This is a genomic window from Paenibacillus sp. P3E (assembly GCF_001909045.1).
GTDB lineage: Bacteria > Bacillota > Bacilli > Paenibacillales > Paenibacillaceae > Paenibacillus_AQ > Paenibacillus_AQ helianthi.
This window is the reverse complement of record NZ_LVWH01000198.1, coordinates 49,331-66,449: the sequence shown is the minus strand read 5'-3', so window position 1 is coordinate 66,449 and position 17,119 is coordinate 49,331. Positions and strand designations below refer to the sequence as shown.

The 17,119-nt window shown below is 53.7% G+C and carries 16 protein-coding genes; 8 read left to right on the top strand and 8 right to left on the bottom strand.

The window, feature by feature from the left end; genetic code table 11:
• Positions 1–69 precede the first annotated feature (69 nt).
• Together A3842_RS24290 and A3842_RS24285 are read right to left on the bottom strand one after the other, a co-directional pair.
• Entirely contained in the window at positions 70–882 is an 813-nt protein-coding gene (locus A3842_RS24290; RefSeq protein WP_074103013.1) for a histidinol-phosphatase, read from the bottom strand.
• Positions 883–1,010: 128 nt separating this feature from the next.
• A complete protein-coding gene (locus tag A3842_RS24285) occupies positions 1,011–1,913 on the bottom strand; it encodes a LysR family transcriptional regulator (protein ID WP_074084071.1) in 903 nt (300 codons plus the stop codon).
• 342 nt (positions 1,914–2,255) lie between these two features.
• Here A3842_RS24285 and A3842_RS24280 point away from each other — a divergent pair, with 342 nt between their 5' ends.
• The 5 genes from A3842_RS24280 to A3842_RS24260 all read left to right on the top strand — a co-directional run bounded on the left by A3842_RS24280 (position 2,256) and on the right by A3842_RS24260 (position 7,063).
• Positions 2,256–2,711 carry a chemotaxis protein CheX gene (locus tag A3842_RS24280; protein ID WP_074084072.1) on the top strand — a complete coding sequence of 152 codons (456 nt, stop codon included), beginning with the start codon at positions 2,256–2,258 and terminating at the stop codon, positions 2,709–2,711.
• 27 nt (positions 2,712–2,738) lie between these two features.
• Entirely contained in the window at positions 2,739–3,515 is a 777-nt protein-coding gene (locus tag A3842_RS24275; RefSeq protein ID WP_074084073.1) for an SDR family NAD(P)-dependent oxidoreductase, read from the top strand.
• Positions 3,516–3,619: 104 nt separating this feature from the next.
• Positions 3,620–5,101: a DEAD/DEAH box helicase gene (locus A3842_RS24270; protein ID WP_074103012.1), complete on the top strand. Its 1,482-nt coding sequence runs from the start codon at positions 3,620–3,622 to the stop codon at positions 5,099–5,101.
• The gene (locus A3842_RS24265) at positions 5,098–5,844 is read left to right on the top strand and encodes an ABC transporter ATP-binding protein (protein WP_074084075.1); all 747 of its coding nucleotides are present in this window, start codon (positions 5,098–5,100) and stop codon (positions 5,842–5,844) included. Before A3842_RS24270 ends, A3842_RS24265 begins: the two co-directional genes overlap by 4 nt.
• A 1-nt stretch (position 5,845) precedes the next feature.
• Complete coding sequence (locus tag A3842_RS24260) at positions 5,846–7,063, top strand: ABC transporter permease (RefSeq protein ID WP_074103011.1); 1,218 nt, start codon at positions 5,846–5,848, stop codon at positions 7,061–7,063.
• Positions 7,064–7,605: 542 nt separating this feature from the next.
• Here A3842_RS24260 and A3842_RS33040 read toward each other — a convergent pair.
• From A3842_RS33040 to A3842_RS24245, 4 genes are all read right to left on the bottom strand, one after another.
• Positions 7,606–7,716: a YjcZ family sporulation protein gene (locus tag A3842_RS33040; RefSeq protein ID WP_208619449.1), complete on the bottom strand. Its 111-nt coding sequence runs from the start codon at positions 7,714–7,716 to the stop codon at positions 7,606–7,608.
• 155 nt (positions 7,717–7,871) lie between these two features.
• Positions 7,872–9,173 carry an aminotransferase class I/II-fold pyridoxal phosphate-dependent enzyme gene (locus A3842_RS24255; protein WP_074084077.1) on the bottom strand — a complete coding sequence of 434 codons (1,302 nt, stop codon included), beginning with the start codon at positions 9,171–9,173 and terminating at the stop codon, positions 7,872–7,874.
• A 107-nt stretch (positions 9,174–9,280) separates the two neighbouring features.
• On the bottom strand, positions 9,281–9,820 hold the full coding sequence (locus A3842_RS24250; RefSeq protein WP_305953397.1) for a hypothetical protein: 540 nt from the start codon (positions 9,818–9,820) through the stop codon (positions 9,281–9,283).
• Positions 9,821–9,863: 43 nt separating this feature from the next.
• Positions 9,864–10,478: a pyridoxamine 5'-phosphate oxidase family protein gene (locus A3842_RS24245; protein WP_074103009.1), complete on the bottom strand. Its 615-nt coding sequence runs from the start codon at positions 10,476–10,478 to the stop codon at positions 9,864–9,866.
• 143 nt (positions 10,479–10,621) lie between these two features.
• On the opposite strand from A3842_RS24245, the gene A3842_RS24240 reads away from it, so the two are divergent.
• The 3 genes from A3842_RS24240 (at position 10,622) to gpmA (ending at position 14,841) form a co-directional block, all read left to right on the top strand.
• Positions 10,622–12,196, top strand: a complete 1,575-nt coding sequence (locus A3842_RS24240) for an aminotransferase-like domain-containing protein (RefSeq protein ID WP_074103008.1) — start codon at positions 10,622–10,624, stop codon at positions 12,194–12,196.
• Between the two features lie 233 nt (positions 12,197–12,429).
• Positions 12,430–13,215 (top strand): helix-turn-helix domain-containing protein, encoded by a 786-nt coding sequence (locus A3842_RS24235; RefSeq protein WP_074084081.1) that lies wholly within the window; start codon positions 12,430–12,432, stop codon positions 13,213–13,215.
• Positions 13,216–14,091: 876 nt separating this feature from the next.
• Complete coding sequence (gpmA, locus tag A3842_RS24230) at positions 14,092–14,841, top strand: 2,3-diphosphoglycerate-dependent phosphoglycerate mutase (RefSeq protein ID WP_074103007.1); 750 nt, start codon at positions 14,092–14,094, stop codon at positions 14,839–14,841.
• A gap of 173 nt (positions 14,842–15,014) precedes the next feature.
• On the opposite strand, the gene asd is transcribed toward gpmA, so the two are convergent.
• Positions 15,015–15,806 carry an archaetidylserine decarboxylase gene (asd, locus tag A3842_RS24225; protein WP_074084083.1) on the bottom strand — a complete coding sequence of 264 codons (792 nt, stop codon included), beginning with the start codon at positions 15,804–15,806 and terminating at the stop codon, positions 15,015–15,017.
• Positions 15,807–15,895: 89 nt separating this feature from the next.
• The gene (locus A3842_RS24220) at positions 15,896–16,990 is read right to left on the bottom strand and encodes a YheC/YheD family endospore coat-associated protein (RefSeq protein WP_074103006.1); all 1,095 of its coding nucleotides are present in this window, start codon (positions 16,988–16,990) and stop codon (positions 15,896–15,898) included.
• Between the last annotated feature and the right edge of the window lie 129 nt (positions 16,991–17,119).

Sequence of the window (17,119 nt, the reverse complement as noted above, 5' to 3'; positions counted from 1 at the left end):
CGGCAGCAGTCGTCCATCATGTTCAGGGCTGGGTGCTTTTTTTGTAGCTATAGTATACCTTATGCTGAACTATTGGAGCGGCACGGATATTTTCTCCTTCTGTTTGAAGTATACCCAATGGTCGAACCCGATTTCCTTAAGCCTGGCCACCACAGCTTCATGCTGCTCAGCAACGCGTGAAGGCTTATGCGCATCGGAGCCAAAGGTGACTTCTACTCCGTAATGCAGCGCCCGCGACAGGATATCATCCGAGGGGTACCATCCGCCGCATAGCTTGGTGCTTCCAGAGGTGTTGATCTCAATAGCGATGCCGCATTCCCCGATCACGTGCAGGCATTCATCGATTTCAGCAGTTGCGGGGATATCCGAGAACTGTGGAAAATTGCCCTTCATGGCATCAATGTGACCGAGGATCTGGAACATTCCGCTGCGTGCGGAGGCGGTAATCAGCCGGTAGTACTCAGCCTTGCTCGCAATCTTCCCTTTCTGGTCCAGGCCTTTCCAGCGGCCTTTATTGAAAATGCTCAACCCGCCCACATTGTGAACCGAGCCGATGATGTAATCAAACGGATAAGCCGACAAGGTACGGCGGTACAGCTCTGCATGTTCTGGGAAGTAGTCCGATTCGATGCCTAACAGAACATCAATGGTGCCTGCATATTCTTTTTGCAGGGCCAGCACCTCTTCTACATATTGCGCAAGTTCGGATTTGGCCATGGCTATATGGGGAAAAGCCTGCTCTGACGGACTGCCGAAGTAAGGGGTATGATCAGAAATGCCGATCACTTCGAGTCCCGCGGCAATTCCGGCTTCAATATAATCCCTGATCGTTCCGTCAGCGTGGCCGCAGCGGAAATGATGGGTATGCAGGTCGAATTTCATGGATAGAACATCTCCTTAGGCCAAATTAGCGGAAGTAAACTTCAGAAGTATAGTCTTCACTTCGCGGGGGGATTTTATCGGGTGTCCGGGGCACCTGCAAAGTTCGGAATACCTTCACATTGCGGGGCTCACTCTGACCCGATAAATTGAGCTTCCGGCATCCCCTTGAGGTCGCTTAGAAACTGCCGCATGGCTGAGTTGACGTATTTCCCTGATTTTGTGATTACGCCTACAGGATGAGTGACCTCAAGCTCAATAATCGGCACGATCTTAAGGGTGCCATTACGCACCTCGGCCGATACCGACTGCTTGGAAATTACCGCCGCGCCAAGATCCAGCTCCACCATCCGTTTGACTTCTTCACTGCTGGTCAGTTCCATAATAACCTGCGGCTGGATGCCATGCTTGGCGAACACATCATCCGCGAATCTACGGCCGACTGTGTCTGGCGAGAGCAGGATGAGCGGGGTATTGCGAAGCGCTTCAATTCCGGCCGATTTGACCTGTGCGAGAGGATGACGGGGAGAAACTACTAATTCAAAGGTGTCATAGTAGAGTACAGAGGTTGTCATTCCCGGACTTCTGCCGATCAAGTAGCCGATACCGACATCGACCAGGCCGTTCTCCACATGCTGATAAATTTGTGACGAGGACATGGACGAAATGGAAGTTTTGATATGCGGGAACTGGTCCTGAAAATAAGAAAGGATCCGCGGCAGAATCTGAATGGCAATCGAGGTGGTCGTACCGAGTATAATATGCCCCTGGGGATTCTCATCCAAATCTGCAAGGCGCTGCTTAAGCTCATCGACGATGCTTACAATCTGTTCCGCGTGTGACAGAAATACCTGTCCCCTGTCTGTCAGGGTTACCGGCTGGTTCCGGTCTACGAGCTGAGTTTTGAACTCTTCTTCAAGGCTTTTGATTTGCGCCGATACCGCCGGCTGGGTCAAATTGAGCAGTTCACCCGCCTTGCGGAAGCTCATGGTTTTGGAGATGGTAATCAGCGTCTCAAGCTGGCTGATATTCATGGACGTACCCCCTTTTGGCCTGATGACGGATGCCGCCTTTTGTTTACAGGATAATAAAAAATGTTTTTCACAGGACCCGGGAGCCCTCTTATGGAGTAGGGTTATGAATATGGATGACGCTGCCTTTTCTATACCTATCTTACGCCGGATGTCGGCATTTGATTAAATTATAGGAGATAACCTCCGGCAGGGCAATGTTACCCGGAAAACTATCTTCATAATTCCTTCGACAAGACCATTAATTTTTGGTGAATAATACCGATATATGAAGTATAATAAATCATTATTACTTAGGACTTTTGGTACATGACTAAAGCCTGGTAGAGGGGGGACAGCACTTTCATGAAAGCAGAAGTAATCAATCCGTTTTTAGAATCTGCAAGAATTGTAATTGAACAGGTGATACAGGTCTCGCCATCCACCGGTAATCTGGGCATAAAGGACATTGAACTGATTGATAATCATATATGGATACAGGTGGGAATGACAGGTCAACTGAGCGGGAACATTATTTTTGGGATCGCTGAACAGGTAGCGCTCAAGATCGTGTCGGCCATGATGGGTGGCTATGTGATTACGGAGATGGACGAGATGGGCCAAAGTGCGATTTCGGAACTGGGAAACATGATCAGCGGCAACGCCAGCACCATTTTGTCGAATCAGGGGGTAGCCGTAGATATTACTCCGCCGAAGCTGATGAAGACAGACGGCATGTCGGTAATGCCGCGCAAAGCGCTGAGCATTCCGCTCTTAATGGAAGGCATCGGAGAGCTTGATATTCAGGTAATGATCTCTTAGTCGGACAATTGGAGCTGAACTTCATTCATGGTATTACAAGACAAGGTGGTTGTTATTACAGGAGCTTCGAGCGGGATTGGAGCGCTGACGGCCCAGATGCTCAGCAAGCGTGGGGCTGTGCCGATCCTGCTGGCCCGTTCGGAGGACAAGCTGAAAGAAACTGCGGCCGGTATCCCGGGCGTTTTTGGCCTGTATATCTGTGACGTTACCGATGAGGAGCAGGTAGTGAAGACCTTTGCGGACATCCTTAGCACATATGGCAGAATTGATGTTTTGCTGAATAATGCCGGCTATGGAAAATTCGCTTCATTTACCGAGATGGAGTCCCGCGAATTCGATGAGATGATGGATGTAAATTACATGGGCATCGTACGGTGTACCAAGGCTGTAGTCCCGCATATGCTGGAACGGGGAAGCGGACAGATTGTTAATGTGGCGTCGATGGCCGGCAAAATCGGCACGGCACGGTCCGTTGCTTATAGCGCAACCAAACACGCTGTGCTGGGCTTCACGAATGCGCTGCGTCAGGAGCTGCGCCAGCAGGGAATCATCGTCTCGGCAGTCAATCCGGGACCGATTGCTACAGAGTTCTTCCGTACAGCTGACCCTTCCGGCAGCTATGAGAAAAGTGTCGCCCGGATTATGATGACACCGGAACATGTGGCCAAGAGGATCGTGAAGCTGATCGAGAAAGGGAAGGAAGAGATTGATCTTCCCGGCTTCGCGGCATGGGGGATCCGCTTTTATGGTCTTTTCCCCCGTCTGGCGGACAAGCTTACCTACAATATGATGAACCGGAAATAATAACAATGGCTTTAGAATGGATCAAACGGCCTTCCATTTGGTGGAGAGGCCTTTTTGGCATATAATGAACATATTATCTCAAACGAAAAGGATGAATTACAATTATGAATAAAGCTTCTTTTGCGGCCATCGGGATCCAGGAAGACCTCGTTGCCCGATTGTCGGAATTCGGCATTCAAGATCCATCCCCTGTTCAGGAGCAGACCATTCCTCTGCTGCTGGAGGGAAGAGATGTGCTTGCCGCATCCCAGACAGGGACCGGTAAGACACTGGCGTACCTGCTGCCGCTGCTCCAGGGAATTCATCCCGAGCAGAAAGGGATGCAGAAGCTGGTGCTGGCACCTACGCAGGAGCTGGCGATGCAGATTCTCCGCGAGGCGGAACGTTATGGGGCTCATCGCGGCATCAAGGTGATGGGTCTGATCGGAGGTGCAGCGATCAAGCGCCAGATTGATAAGCTGCGTGAGCATCCGCATCTTGTTGTGGGTACCCCCGGACGCATCCGGGAGCTGATTGGTCTGCGTAAGCTGAAGATGCATGAGGTGACCACGATTGTCATCGATGAAGCGGACCAGATGTTCCAGCTCAGCGGAGCAGGCGAGGTGGCGAAGATCGTCAGCAGCGCGCTGCGTACGCGTCAATTGGTCATGCTGTCCGCGACCATCGGACCGGAGACGAAGGCACTTGCAGCACGGGAGATGAAGAACCCGGCTGAAGTCGGCATTGATCCGGGGGTCATGACCGCGCAGAGCCTTGAGCACCACTACGTGGTCAGCGAGGAACGTAATAAAATAGATATGCTGCGCCGTGTGATCCGCCATTACAACCCGGATCGGGCGATTGTGTTCGTCAATGCCACCGACGATATCGCTGAGGTGACTGCGAAGCTGAACCATCTGGGTCTGACGGCAGCCGCATTATACGGCGATGCGGATAAGGTGACGCGCAGCAATGTGCTGGCCCGCTTCCGTGACGGCAAATTCCGTGTGATGGTGGCCAGCGACGTGGCCGCCCGGGGTCTGGATATTGAGAATCTGACGCTGGTCGTCAGCTTCGACCCGGCCTTTGACTCAGAGCACTATGTGCACCGGGCCGGGCGTACAGGTCGCATGGGACGCCGCGGCCTGTCCGTAACGATCGTCACGGAGCAGCAGACGTTCATCATGCGCAAGTTCGCCAAGGAGCTGGACATCCAGCTGGAGGAGAAGGAAATGGTAGGCGGCAAGGTACGCGCCGCCGATGAGGCCCGCAGCGAGTACCGCGGCGGGACGGATTCGGGACGCCGCGAGGGCAGCAGCCCGCGCGCGGACGGATCTGCGGCGCGCAGCAGCAAGCCGCAGGTGAGGACTTCGGCAGCGGGAGGCCCGGCCTCCGCAGCCGGGATACAAGCACCGCAGCCGGGTACGGCAGCGGGCTTCGATGAGCGGCGCGATCAGCAGCGCCGCAGCCCGGGTTCCGCCGCAGGGGCCCGGAGCGGCGCTCCTGCAAGCAAGGCGCGCAGTAGTGCAGAGCGCGAGAAGAACCGCAAGAATAAGGGAGCGCCCAAATGGCTGAAAGACAAAGCTCCGAGAGGTGACGGTCAATGAATACTGCCCCCGTACTGCAAATTACGGGCTTAAGCGGAGGATACAGCCTGAACAAGCCGGTGCTTCATGATATCGGCCTTCAGGTGCAGCCTGGAGAAATGGTCGGGCTGATCGGATTGAACGGAGCAGGCAAAAGCACGACTATGAAGCATATTCTGGGCCTGATGTCACCGCATAAAGGCGAGATCACCGTCCAGGGTAAGACCCGGAGCAGTGATCCGGAAGCCTATCATGGAGCACTGTCATTTGTACCGGAATCGCCGCTGCTCTACGAGGAAATGACGGTCCGAGAGCATGTCGAATTTACCGCCAGGGCTTACGGCGTGGACCGCAGCGATTATGAATCCCGCAGCAGCCAGCTGGCCGCACTCTTTAATATGGAGGACAAGATGGATACCCTGTCCTCGCATTTATCCAAGGGCATGAAGCAGAAAGTCATGATTATGTGCGCTTTCGTGGCACGTCCGGCACTGTATGTGATTGACGAGCCTTTTCTGGGGCTGGATCCGCTGGGCATCCGTTCCCTGCTCGATTTCATGCTGGATCTGAAGAAATCCGGGGCTTCCATTCTGCTAAGCTCCCATATTCTTTCCACCATTGAGAATTACTGCGACCGCTTCATTGTCCTGCACCGCGGCCAGGTGATCGCGGAGGGTACGCTGGCGGAAATGACCGCGGCTGCCGGGCTGCAGGGATTGAATCTGGAGCAGCTGTTCTACGAATTGGTTCAAGGAGGGAAATGATATGGATTTGAAGGAGCTGCGCCGGCAGCGGCGCAGCCGGTTCACCGGGAGCCTGATTCCTTACATGGGTTATATCATTCAGAGCGGTGTAGCCATGCTGTTCCTGCTGGTGTTAATTATCTTCTCGGCCTGGTACACTTCACTACTCCGTGATATTCCGGCAGGCATTCCAATCCGCTGGATCATGCTGATTTTCCTTCTGCCTGCGGTAGCCCACAGCAGCTTCAGGACGTATCTGCAGAGTCCTGACACCATCTTTTTGCTGCCGCAGGGGCACCGGATGAAGGGATATTTCGCTCCAGCCTGGGTTGCCGGGAATGTCTGGAAGATTCTGCGGCTGGCCTTCGTGCTGATTACACTGTGGCCCCTCTACATACGCACGGATGATTCTCATCAAATGCTGTTTGCCACACTTGTTGTCCTGATCCTGGTGAAGCTGCTGGCAAGCTTTGGTCTGTGGCGGGAGCTTACCATGCTGTCCCGTCCGGCATCTCTTGGGTATAACCTGCTGCGCTGGGCTGTCTCTGGGCTGATGATTGCCGCATGGCTGTGGCAACCCTCTCTGCGTGCGCTGATCTTCATCGTGATTCTGGCCTCAGCCTATCTGGCGGCGCTGGCGGTTCCCGGACGGCACTCCGTTCCCTGGGAACGCCTCATTGCTACCGAACGCAATCAGGGTGCGATAGCGCTGATGATTCTGGGCTGGTTCGTGGATGTGCCGGGACGGGAGCAGCGGGTTTATGTCCGGCGTTATTTGTCCAAATGGGGCGGGGGCATCTCATGGCGGCGTAGTACCGCCTACCGCTTCCTCCTGACTAAAAGCTTCGCCCGGGGCGACATCTTCGGCATTGTGCTGCGAATCGCAGTTCTGTCGTTGCTGCTGGTCTGGTGGAACCGGGGCAGTTATGTGGGTAGCGGCATTTATCTGTTTTTCCTGTTCATCATGGGCGTGCAGCTGTCAGCGCTGCGTAAGCTGCACAGTGAGTCGTTCTGGCTGACCGTCTATCCTCTGCCGGAGGGCAGCAAGGCAAGCAGTACGATTCAGTTCATTTTCCGCGCGCATTTGCTGCTGGCTGTGCTGACCGGTCTGCCATTCCTGACCGCGGTTGTAGAGCGTCCACTGCCTGTAATCGGCACCTTTCTTGCCGGCGGGCTGCTGGCCTATCTCTTCAAAACCCGTGCTTCCCGCAAAACTGTGCAGGAGGACGACGACATTTAGAGAGATTGAACTTGGGAGCTTGATGAAGCGGTTTATTATTCCAAATGGAAAAAGGATCACTAAATGAGCTCATTTGGCCATGAAATATCCCATGTGGGAAAAAGGATCACTAATTCTGCTGAAAAAGGCCATATTGGATGATTCTGTATGAATTAGGTGGACAAAATCCCATTAAACCTTCTGAATCCAGGGTTACAGCCGATTTAGGTCTACTTATTCCACGTAACTTCAGTTCTAACTGTCAGCTCTAACTTTCAGTTCTAACTTCAGTTCTAGCTTTAATTCCTAAGGAGCTTCATTGTCTCCGTCATGGCTTTCAAGTCTACAGTTCAAGCCGTATTCATCCTATATCTGAAAAAGACGCCTTGGCAGGAGCATTAGCTCCGCTCAAGGCGTCTTTTTCTAAAATTATGTGGAGACAATCTAGAGGTACATCTGGAATTGAGGATTCCATCTTTACTTCCGCATGGAGCAGGGAATGGTATACAACGCAGGTAGGACGGGAGAGAGCCGGGGCTCCCTCCCGGGATGGTTATTCCCGGTTAGACAAAGAGTGAACGGCTGATGATGACCAGCAGGATAAAGAGAACCAGAATTGCACCAGTGCTTGTAAACATAGGGTGTCCATATCCGCCTCTAACTTCTTCGCTCATGTTCATTCCCCTTTCGCGTGTGAGTTGTTGTACTTGAGTACACCGTATTGTATGTGTGGAGGGAACAACGTGTATAGGCCAATGCCATAACCGCCTGCAAAAAAAAGTCAGCCCCGGTACGCCGGGGCTGACTTCTATGGTCAAAACTTGTTCAATCAGGCTTTTTCCAGATCGCGGATTCCGGAATAGACCATATCGAACAGATCCTCAAGCTGATCTTCTTCAATACAGGAGAAGGCCACGCGCAGATCGGTCTCACCCAGGGCAATCGTGCCCAGGCCGTAGTTATGGATCAGGTGCAGACGCAGGGCATCAGCGTGAACAGTATGCAGCTTCAGGCACATGAAGTATCCGGAGTTGAAAGGATAGTAGGTCCAGACCTCATCGCCGTATTTGCCGCTGTCCAGCAGTGCCTTCACTTTGTTGGCACGGCCCTTCATGATCTGGAACTTCTCTTCCTTCTGCTCCGCAAATTTAGGCGACTTGAGCGCATCCAGTACAAAGGTCTGCGAAGGATGCGGTCCGCTGGAAATGGTGGCGCGGATAATCCCCATCGTCTTTTGTTCCAGGGAAGCGAGCACTTCCTTGCTGTCTGAAGCAAAAGTGATGAAACCGACGCGGAAGCCCCAGACAAACTCTTCTTTGGTCGCTCCGTCAATCTTCACAGCGAGTACACGCGGATGCAGATTAGCCAGACGGCCGAAGAGGGATTCCTTCAGTGAATCTTCGAAAAAGAGCCCGAAATAAGCGTCGTCACTGACCACTACGACATTGATGCCTTCTTCTGCAGCGCGCAGAATAGAAGCCACGATCGCTTCGCCTTCCTTGATGCCCGGAGTATAGCCTGTAGGGTTGTTCGGGAAGTTAAGAAGCACAATGGCTTTGCCGCGGTCCTTCTGGGCCAGCAGTGCATCCAGCAGCCCCGCGCTGTTGAAGCTCATATCTTCAGTGAAAAGCGGATAGGTGACGGTATCGCTGAGACGGCGCACGCCGAAGGTCAACTCGTAATTCTCCCAGTTTTTGTCCGGATAGATGACAGCATCGCCTTGATCGGCGAATAGGTCGGCAACGATGCTGAGCCCGTGAGTCAGGGCATTGGTAACGATAGGGTTACCGAAGGACTTGCCTTCAAGCGACGGCGTTTCGCGAAGCATTTTCTCCCGCCATACGGTACGCAGCTCCGGTTTGCCTGCTGGCGGAGCATAACCATACAAGTCCTTGGGGCTGTAAGCTGAGAGCTTATCCTGAATAACACCGAGGTGCATAGGTACACCTTTTTCAGTGGCAATACCAATGGTTGCATTGTATTTCTTGGCGTGGGCGGCCGCTTCAGCGGATTGGCTCAGAATCCCCTCTTTGGGATAATACAGCGCTTTGCCAAGATTGGAGAGCATATCGTATACATGTTCATTGCCTGCCTTGATGTTGTCATTCAATTGTCCAGCCAGTGGATTCATCGGTTTCATCCTTCCGGTATTCTTCTGGGATATACGTTAACATTGCCTAACATTATATCACCGTGATTCACCGCCGTCACTGATGAAAGAGGCAATTCCCATTACTTTTAAAATATTTGTGGCGGATCCTCCCAGACCTGAACCTCGATATAGCGCTCTGGCCCATGGGTTCCCCCGGCATTCCATTCCTGAGGCCAGCCGAATTGCGAAATGACTTCCCGGATCTCCGTAAGCAGGTATACCTGTCCCCGGTAAGGCTTACCGTCCAGAACTCTCATTGTGGGAAACAAATCGCCATACGTGAAGCTGATACAGCCAGGAGAAAAGCAGTCCAATGGAATCCTTAGCTCCATACCGCTAGGATACCATTCCAGCAGCCACGGACAGCTTCCAAAGGTCATATAGTGGGGCTGCTGGCGGACGGGGCGGCCTCCTTTGGCAATAAAAGCCTCCCGTGCCTTGTGCTCCAGGCTGCGCCGGATATCGAGATAATCCGCTGAGCGGTTGCTGGCAAATCCCTTGTTCTTCTGGCGTATGTCCGCAAGAACATGCTCCGCTTCCTCCGGTGCCAGGTCGGATAAATTCCGAAACGGTCCGGCAGATTTATCATAGTAGTGGTACAGATACTCCAAATTCCATCCCGCCAATCTACCGTGAAATATACAAATAGATACAGCTATATTCTACCACTCAGGAGTGGTAGGGGCAGTATTTTTCCATCATGGCGATGGTTTCGGCATCACGTGCCCCGTTTCTGTCCTGAAGCCCCTGAGTAACGGCATTTCGCGCATCTTCCTTCAGATTCTGGCCAAATTTGAATTTGGCGGTTACTTCTTCGGGAACGATCCGCACAACGGCAACACCCTTCAGAGCTGAGCGGTATCTGGGATCTTCGGCATCAATCGGGGCATAGCCTCCTTCCGGCTGGAGCTTTTGCATAAAAAGAGCGAGTACGGCTGCTTTTTCGGCGAGGTCTTCTACAAGTTCCGCTTGTCCATAAGCGGTTACGCTTTTGAAATAGGCGGTGGCAGGGCAGGCAAGCTCGGGATCGCTGAAATAGGAAGGAATGATGGCATATTCATCGGCAACAGTGAAGCATACCCGCTGATTGTGGCGGATGCTCTTCATTTTGCCTCCGGCGTGACTGCCATGGAAATAGAAGTTACCCTCCAGATAGACAAAGTTGAGCGGCGTTACACGCGGCAGCCCCATCTCATCGCTGGTCCCCAGAAAACCAAAGCTCATTCCGTTTAGAAAACCGGCCAGCTCCTCTTCCTGCTCTACCTGAAATTCTTTTCTGCGCATATCGGCACATCCTTTTCTCAATAATGGCGGAGCCCTATGCTCCGAGTAAACAGTTATCTTACAATAGAAGAAGAATTGACAATAAAAAAGGACCGGTTTACATTAATTTTATTAGTCCACTTTGATGTGGAGAGGGTGGGAACATGAATTTTACGCTGCCATATGACCAGTATCTGGCGGTGCACCGCTACAAATATCTGGCCTTATACCATGCGCTCCGCGCGGCTATTCTTGGCGGCACTCTGCCCGGCGGAACCCGGCTGCCGTCTACCCGGAAGCTGGCGGAGCTATACCAGATCTCACGCGGCTCTGCATCGCAGGTGTACGACATGCTGCTGGCTGACGGCTACATCCGGACGGAGACCGGCCGGGGCACCTATGTCGCCAATGACAGCTTTGAACCCGTGGAGCAGGAACGGGTGGAGGCGGATCAGGAAATTGAAGGTGCTGTAGCTGCGGCATCGGCTTTTGCTGGGACAGAAGGTTCAAAGAATGCGGTTACGAATGCGGTTACGGGTGAATATGCAGATGTCGGAGCAGCTTGTAATAGAACCGGGATACCGCTATCCAGCTGGGGAGAACGCCTTATGGAGAGGAATGTTCTCATCTATGAACAGGAGGAAGGGAACTTCGTCAGCTTTCGCAGCCGGGGGATGCTCATGGAGTACTTTCCTTATGAGGAGTGGCGGAGCGCACTGAAATATGCTGGCGGCAAAAGCGGCGGGAGGATGGAAGGCTACTGCCCTCCCCAGGGCGAAGAAAGCCTGCGGCTGGCAATTGCCGCCCATCTCCGGGTGACGCGGGGCATCCGGGCAGAGGCGGAGCAAATCGTCCTGTTCAACGGCTCAATGCAGGGTATCGTCCTACTGACGCAGCTCTTGCTGGAGCCGGGAAGCCCCGCCGTTGCCGAGGACCCCGGATTTCACGGCATCCGCAGAGCTGTGGAAATCTCAGGCGGGAAGCTGCTGCTGGGTAAGGTGGACGGGAGCGGGCTGGTGCCGCAGGATTGGGCGGCCCGGCTGCTGTTCGTTACGCCTAGCCGCCAGTTCCCCACCGGCGCTGTGCTGCCGCTCGACCGGCGGCGCCGTCTGCTGGAATGGGCGCGGCGGCAGGAAGCTCTGATTGTGGAAGACGATTACGACAGTGAGTTCCGCTGGGGCGGGCGGCCCATAGAACCGCTGAAGGCACTCGACCGTGAAGAGCGGGTCGTCTACCTGGGCTCATTCTCAAACAGCATGTTCTCCAGCCTGCGGCTGGGCTATGCCGTGCTCCCGCCCTTACTGATCGGGCCGGTGACCGCCGCCAAGGCGCTGTATGAGCCGCTTCCGGGCGGCCAATTAGAGCAGCGTGCCTTGGCGCGCTTCATGCAGACCGGCGGCTACAGCCGCCATCTGCGGCGGATGACGCGCCTCTATGGCGAGCGTGCCCGGCTCCTCCGCTCGCTGCTGTCCGAGCGGCTCGGTCAGCTGTTTGAACTGCTGCCCGGCGATGCGGGGCTGCATATCTACGCGCGCTGGCGGCGCAGCAGAGCGGAATTCGCCGCCTTCCGGGCGGCTGCGCTTAGGCGCGGCACGGACTTCCGGGACGCAGCGTTGTACCAGGCTGAACCGGACGTTCCGGCGGCCTGCTTTTCTTTTGCCCATCTGGATAGTGCTCAGCTCGAGAATGGGGTCAACCGTCTGCTGCTGGCCTGGGAGGATGTGCAAAATCGAATGTGACAAGGTATTATGAGGAGTATGGAACGGTTAGGATGCTTCCGAAGCGAGTTTTGCTGAAAAGTGATCTCGAAGAAGTAGAATTCCGCAAAACTTAAGATAATGCTTCCGAAGCGAGTTTGTACGAAGCGTATTCAGGAAGTAGAGCTCACAAACTTTTAGATGATGCTTCCGAAGCGAGTTTGTACGAAGCGTATTCAGGAAGTAAAGCTCACAAACTTTTAGGAGGGAACATTATGCTGCATGCATCGCCGTCCTCTTTTGTGATCCTGCCGGCCCTGGCGAAGATTGTCTGCGAACCGGGCTGGAAATGGCAAAAAAGAGAGAAGCCGCTGCAAAATTATGATTTGTTCTATGTCTGGAGCGGGGAAGGCACGGTTGTGCGCAGAGGCGTCCCTTATCAGGTGGGGAAGGGGAGCTGCTTCCTGTTCCGTCCGGGGGATCATACCAGCGCAACCCATAATCCGCAGAAGCCGCTTGTGCTTACATACATTCATTTTGATGTCACTGAGAATGTGGCAGATATTCCCGAGCCTTACCGTGAACTGTCGGAGACGGTGGAGTTCGAGCATTTGCTGGCACGGTATGTCCGCCTGTTTCTCGTAAAGACCTTTGCGGCAGAAGAGGAAGGCCAACTGATTCTGAAGCAGCTGATGATCCATCTGCTCCGTGAGGATCAGGTGATGCCTGTGGAACGTCATGTAAGCAACCAATTGGCGGAAGTCATTCATGAGGTAGCCAACTATGTCAGCCAGCATCCTGGAGCGGTGCACCGGGTGGAGGATCTGGCGGCGCGTGCCGGGCTGTCCCCGCGTTATTTTTCGATCAAATTCAAGGAGATTACCGGCTCTTCTGTCCAGTCCTACGTGATCCGCACCCGGATTGAGCGGGCACAGCATCTTCTGCTGTATGCCGGAATGAACGTAACCGAGGTGGCGGATGCGCTGGGCTACCGCGATATTTTCTTTTTCAGCCGCCAGTTCAAGCAGCACACCGGCAAAAGTCCGTCCGAGATCCGCTGATCCTTCTTTTGTTTCAGTTTTTTCGGCCGGGGGAAGCAGAATTGTCCGCAACCGCTGGAGACGGTTGAAGAACAGCAGCGTGGCAGCTACGGATCATTGATTTTGACCATTTGTCCTAAAATGATAGCTTATCCAGATAACGAAGGGAACCGGGGCCGAACAGGGCTTCCGGTTTTTTTGATTGTATAGGAAATTATACTGTGAAAAAGACGGTGGATCACTCCGATTGAAAAGTGAGAGGGATAAACGTGAAGAAACAGATCGGAGGAAACAAAATAAACTAAACGGGCCTAAGAGGAGATACCTCTGATCTCACCGTGAACCGGCTAGCGGGCAGAATGAGAGGTAGAAATACCTCTGATCTCGCCGTAAACGGGCTAGCGGGCAGAATGAGAGGTAGAAATACCTCTGATCTTGCCATAAACGGGCTAGCGGGCAGAATGAGAGGTAGAAATACCTCTGATCTCACTGTAAACGGGCTAGCGGGCAGAATGAGAGGTAGAAATACCTCTGATCTCTGTATACGGGCTAGCGGACAGAATGGGGGGTAGAAATCCCTCTGATCTCACCGTGAACGGGCTAGCGGGCAGAATGAGAGGTAGAAATACCTCTGATCTCGCCGTAAACGGGCTAGCGGGCAGAATGAGAGGTAGAAATACCTCTGATTTGGGAGCAATGCCGTTACCTGCGGCAATGAGATGCTGGATTTACCCGTTAGGGTGATTTTCTTTCAGGAGGCTTGAAGGTTTGCGTGTATCAGGGCGTCTGGGCCGGGGTATAAGGATAAAGAGCGTAAGTCTTGAACAACCCGTTCAGGAGGCCTATGATGAGTATAGATAGGATGAAGAAGAAACTTCAGGCCGGAGGAGAAAGAATATGTATGAAATCGTGTTGATACGCCATGGCGAGAGCGAGTATAACCGCCAGAATCTGTTCACAGGCTGGAGCGACCCCGATCTGACAGAGAAGGGGGTAGAAGAGGCCAAAGCAGCCGGCAAGCTGCTGAAGGAGGCAGGCTATACTTTTGATCTGGCCTTTGCTTCTGTACTGAAACGTTCGATCAAGACACTCAACTATGTTCTGGATGAGATGGACCTGTTGTGGATTCCCGTGCAGAAGTCCTGGAAGCTGAATGAGCGTCATTACGGCGCGCTGCAGGGGCTGAGCAAGAGCGAGACTGCGGTAAAATACGGCGAAGAGCAGCTGCATATCTGGCGGCGCAGCCTGTCTGTCCGTCCTCCGATGCTGGAGCCGGATGATCCGCGTTATGCCCGGAACGATATCCGCTACAAGGATGTCCGCCCCGGCGATATTCCTCGCGGCGAGAGCCTGGAGGATACCGTGCACCGCGTCGGCGATTTCTGGGGCAACCGTATTGTGCCGCTGATCCGCAAGAAGGAACGGGTGCTGATCTCGGCGCATGGCAATACGCTGCGGGCCTTGATCAAATTCATGGAGGATATTGACGAGAAAGCATTGCTGGATCTGAATGTTCCGACAGGAGTCCCTTTGGTCTACAAGCTGGATGATGACGTGAAGCCGATTAGCCGCTTCTATCTCGGGGAGCCGGAGGAAGTTCAGCAGAAAGCCCGCGAGGTGGCGAATCAGAGCAAGGTGACGGAATAATCGGCCTGATATAGATGTACAACTAAAAAGGCAGCAGGTCCCCGATAGTCCCGGAGGCCTGCTGCCTTTGGTTAAAATATAAGAATTTATTCACACTATAAATGATCCTTCTATTTCCCGCTGAAACGGATGCAGGCCTATTATGAGGCGTAGCCGTTTCTACTTATGTTCTGCTACACCGGGCGCTGCAGCTCGCCCAGCAGTTCACCCATCTTCACCTTAGTCCCGCTGGCAAGTCCAGATCGGGGGGTGAAGCTGCCGTTCTCGAGGAGCAATACCACGGTAGAGCCGAATTCGAAATAGGCCAGGTCGTCGCCGATCTCCCAGGCATCAGCCGCTTCATCCGCATAGTGGATGCTGCTGACATTCATCGCGCCGACCTTCACTACTGCGGCTTCACCGTTTGCTCCGGCGATATAAGTAATCAGCCGTTCGTTGCGGCTCAGTACACCCTTCATATGTCTCATGCCAAATTCATTGACAGGGTATGCTCTTCCGCGGATATGTTCACTCTCGACCTTGCGCCCGGTAAGGGGGGCGTGAATCCGGTGATAATCCGTTGGACTTAAGTACAGCACGAAGAAAAAGCCTTTTTTGTACAGCTCCAGGTGCGGGGAGTGGTTCAAAAGCTCCTCCAGTTCATAATCCTGACCTTTTACATTCATTATGGTTCCGGAATGAATCTCGCCCATGGCGGTAATCATCGCATCTACCGGACTGGCTACCGCATTCTCGCCGCTGGCGACCGGACGCATGCCGGATTTGAGATGACGGCTGAAAAATTCATTAAGTGTAAGGTATTCCCCGGAAGGCTTCTCTGCTTCAGAAGCGGGAATATGATAAGTCCGAATAAATGCCGGGATCAAAAAACGGCTGAGTCTGCTATGGGAAAAAGCCCCCATCAACCGGGAAAGCCATCTGTGCGAGGACAACTCGGTCATCAGCCGCAGCAATTGTTTTACCATGAGTATCTCCCTTCCATCATGCAGCAGCACGGCCCTGGGTCCAGGACCGTTTCCGCTCTGCATTATATTGACATAGAATAAGAGACAAATCAATAACTGATGTACTGTGAAGGATGGTCAAGCAGATATCGCGCATAGGCTATCGGCTTCCGATAGCTCTCCTTCCATGCCCCGGTCAGTCCGGCTTTGCGGAAGCCGTAGCGCTGATCACGGCCGTTACATTCGATGAAATAGACCCGGCCTTTTTCCGTTACGCCCATGTCCAGCCCGATGTCTGCCAGTCCGGGCAGGTTCCGCGCCAGCTCGTGTGCAATGCTGAGGCTGTAAGCCAGAACGGACATGCGGATGCCTGCCGCCGCTTGCCCGGAGAATGCCTGCTCCAGTGCATATGAAGAGTCAAGTGCTTCTCCTCCCCGGGCAATGTTGGAGACGAAGCCCCCCGGCGCCGCCCGTTTGGCGAATAGTCCGGTGACCTGCCATTCCCCGCCCCACCCACGCTGCACCGTGACACGCAGATCAAACGGACGGCCCCCAATCTCTGCCAGCGGAATGCGTTCCTGAACCAGGTAAGGGGTGGAGGCCAGACGCATCCGCAGGGCTCTGGGCAATGCATCCTGATTAACCTGGGTGCTGATCCAGCTGCGGGAGCCGAAGGGCAGATAACTCCAGTTCCACAGTTCTGGACTACTCCGCGTCAGGCGCATTACGCCTTGACCGATACTTCCGCGACAAGGCTTGAGAATAAGATCGGAATAGCTGGACATCATCTCCTTCAGTCCGGATAGACCGGCTGAGGTGGCGGGCAGAAGGCCGCGAAGTCTGGCATTTTGCTCCAGCAGTCCATGGATCTGATCTTTGCCATAGCGGTTGCATGTATTATATACCAGTACGCCGCTGCCCAGCAGTCTGTCGATCCCGTGGCTGCCCGGGTCGTAGATAGCCCGATTGTGAATGACGTCAGGCGTCGGAACAACCACTCTCCTGTAGCCCCGGGTTTGCTTCATGTAGGCGATGCTGCAGCCGGTTTTCGTATCGATGTCGGACAGTTTCAGGAAGCAGGGGGTCAATCCGTATACAGCGGCGGCTTCCTCGTAGCTTTTCAGCGACTCCTGTCCCGTTTTTTGCCGGGGAACGCCCCGGTGCATAGCGGCATTTAGCAGTATTCCCACGAGCTTTTGCCCCATGTTCGTTCCTCCCGTTATCTTCTATAGTTCCGGCTGTTTCTCTTCCTGAGTCATTGTATGTGTGTACTCGCCCTTTAGGGTGGACGAATGTGCGGTGGCAGATGCCCTTTTTTGGGAAGGTGCAGAATT

What these genes read in the sequence shown, in the direction of transcription:
- A3842_RS24280 (WP_074084072.1), top strand. Translation starts at nt 2,256, where the DNA reads ATGAAAGCAGAAGTAATCAATCCGTTTTTAGAATCTGCAAGAATTGTA.
- A3842_RS24235 (WP_074084081.1), top strand. Translation starts at nt 12,430, where the DNA reads ATGCTGCATGCATCGCCGTCCTCTTTTGTGATCCTGCCGGCCCTGGCG.
- gpmA (WP_074103007.1), top strand. Translation starts at nt 14,092, where the DNA reads ATGTATGAAATCGTGTTGATACGCCATGGCGAGAGCGAGTATAACCGC.
- A3842_RS24285 (WP_074084071.1), bottom strand. Translation starts at nt 1,913, where the DNA reads ATGAATATCAGCCAGCTTGAGACGCTGATTACCATCTCCAAAACCATG.
- A3842_RS24260 (WP_074103011.1), top strand. Translation starts at nt 5,846, where the DNA reads ATGGATTTGAAGGAGCTGCGCCGGCAGCGGCGCAGCCGGTTCACCGGG.
- A3842_RS24275 (WP_074084073.1), top strand. Translation starts at nt 2,739, where the DNA reads ATGGTATTACAAGACAAGGTGGTTGTTATTACAGGAGCTTCGAGCGGG.
- asd (WP_074084083.1), bottom strand. Translation starts at nt 15,806, where the DNA reads ATGGTAAAACAATTGCTGCGGCTGATGACCGAGTTGTCCTCGCACAGA.
- A3842_RS24255 (WP_074084077.1), bottom strand. Translation starts at nt 9,173, where the DNA reads ATGAATCCACTGGCTGGACAATTGAATGACAACATCAAGGCAGGCAAT.
- A3842_RS33040 (WP_208619449.1), bottom strand. Translation starts at nt 7,716, where the DNA reads ATGAGCGAAGAAGTTAGAGGCGGATATGGACACCCTATGTTTACAAGC.
- A3842_RS24220 (WP_074103006.1), bottom strand. Translation starts at nt 16,990, where the DNA reads ATGGGGCAAAAGCTCGTGGGAATACTGCTAAATGCCGCTATGCACCGG.
- A3842_RS24265 (WP_074084075.1), top strand. Translation starts at nt 5,098, where the DNA reads ATGAATACTGCCCCCGTACTGCAAATTACGGGCTTAAGCGGAGGATAC.
- A3842_RS24240 (WP_074103008.1), top strand. Translation starts at nt 10,622, where the DNA reads ATGAATTTTACGCTGCCATATGACCAGTATCTGGCGGTGCACCGCTAC.
- A3842_RS24270 (WP_074103012.1), top strand. Translation starts at nt 3,620, where the DNA reads ATGAATAAAGCTTCTTTTGCGGCCATCGGGATCCAGGAAGACCTCGTT.
- A3842_RS24245 (WP_074103009.1), bottom strand. Translation starts at nt 10,478, where the DNA reads ATGCGCAGAAAAGAATTTCAGGTAGAGCAGGAAGAGGAGCTGGCCGGT.
- A3842_RS24290 (WP_074103013.1), bottom strand. Translation starts at nt 882, where the DNA reads ATGAAATTCGACCTGCATACCCATCATTTCCGCTGCGGCCACGCTGAC.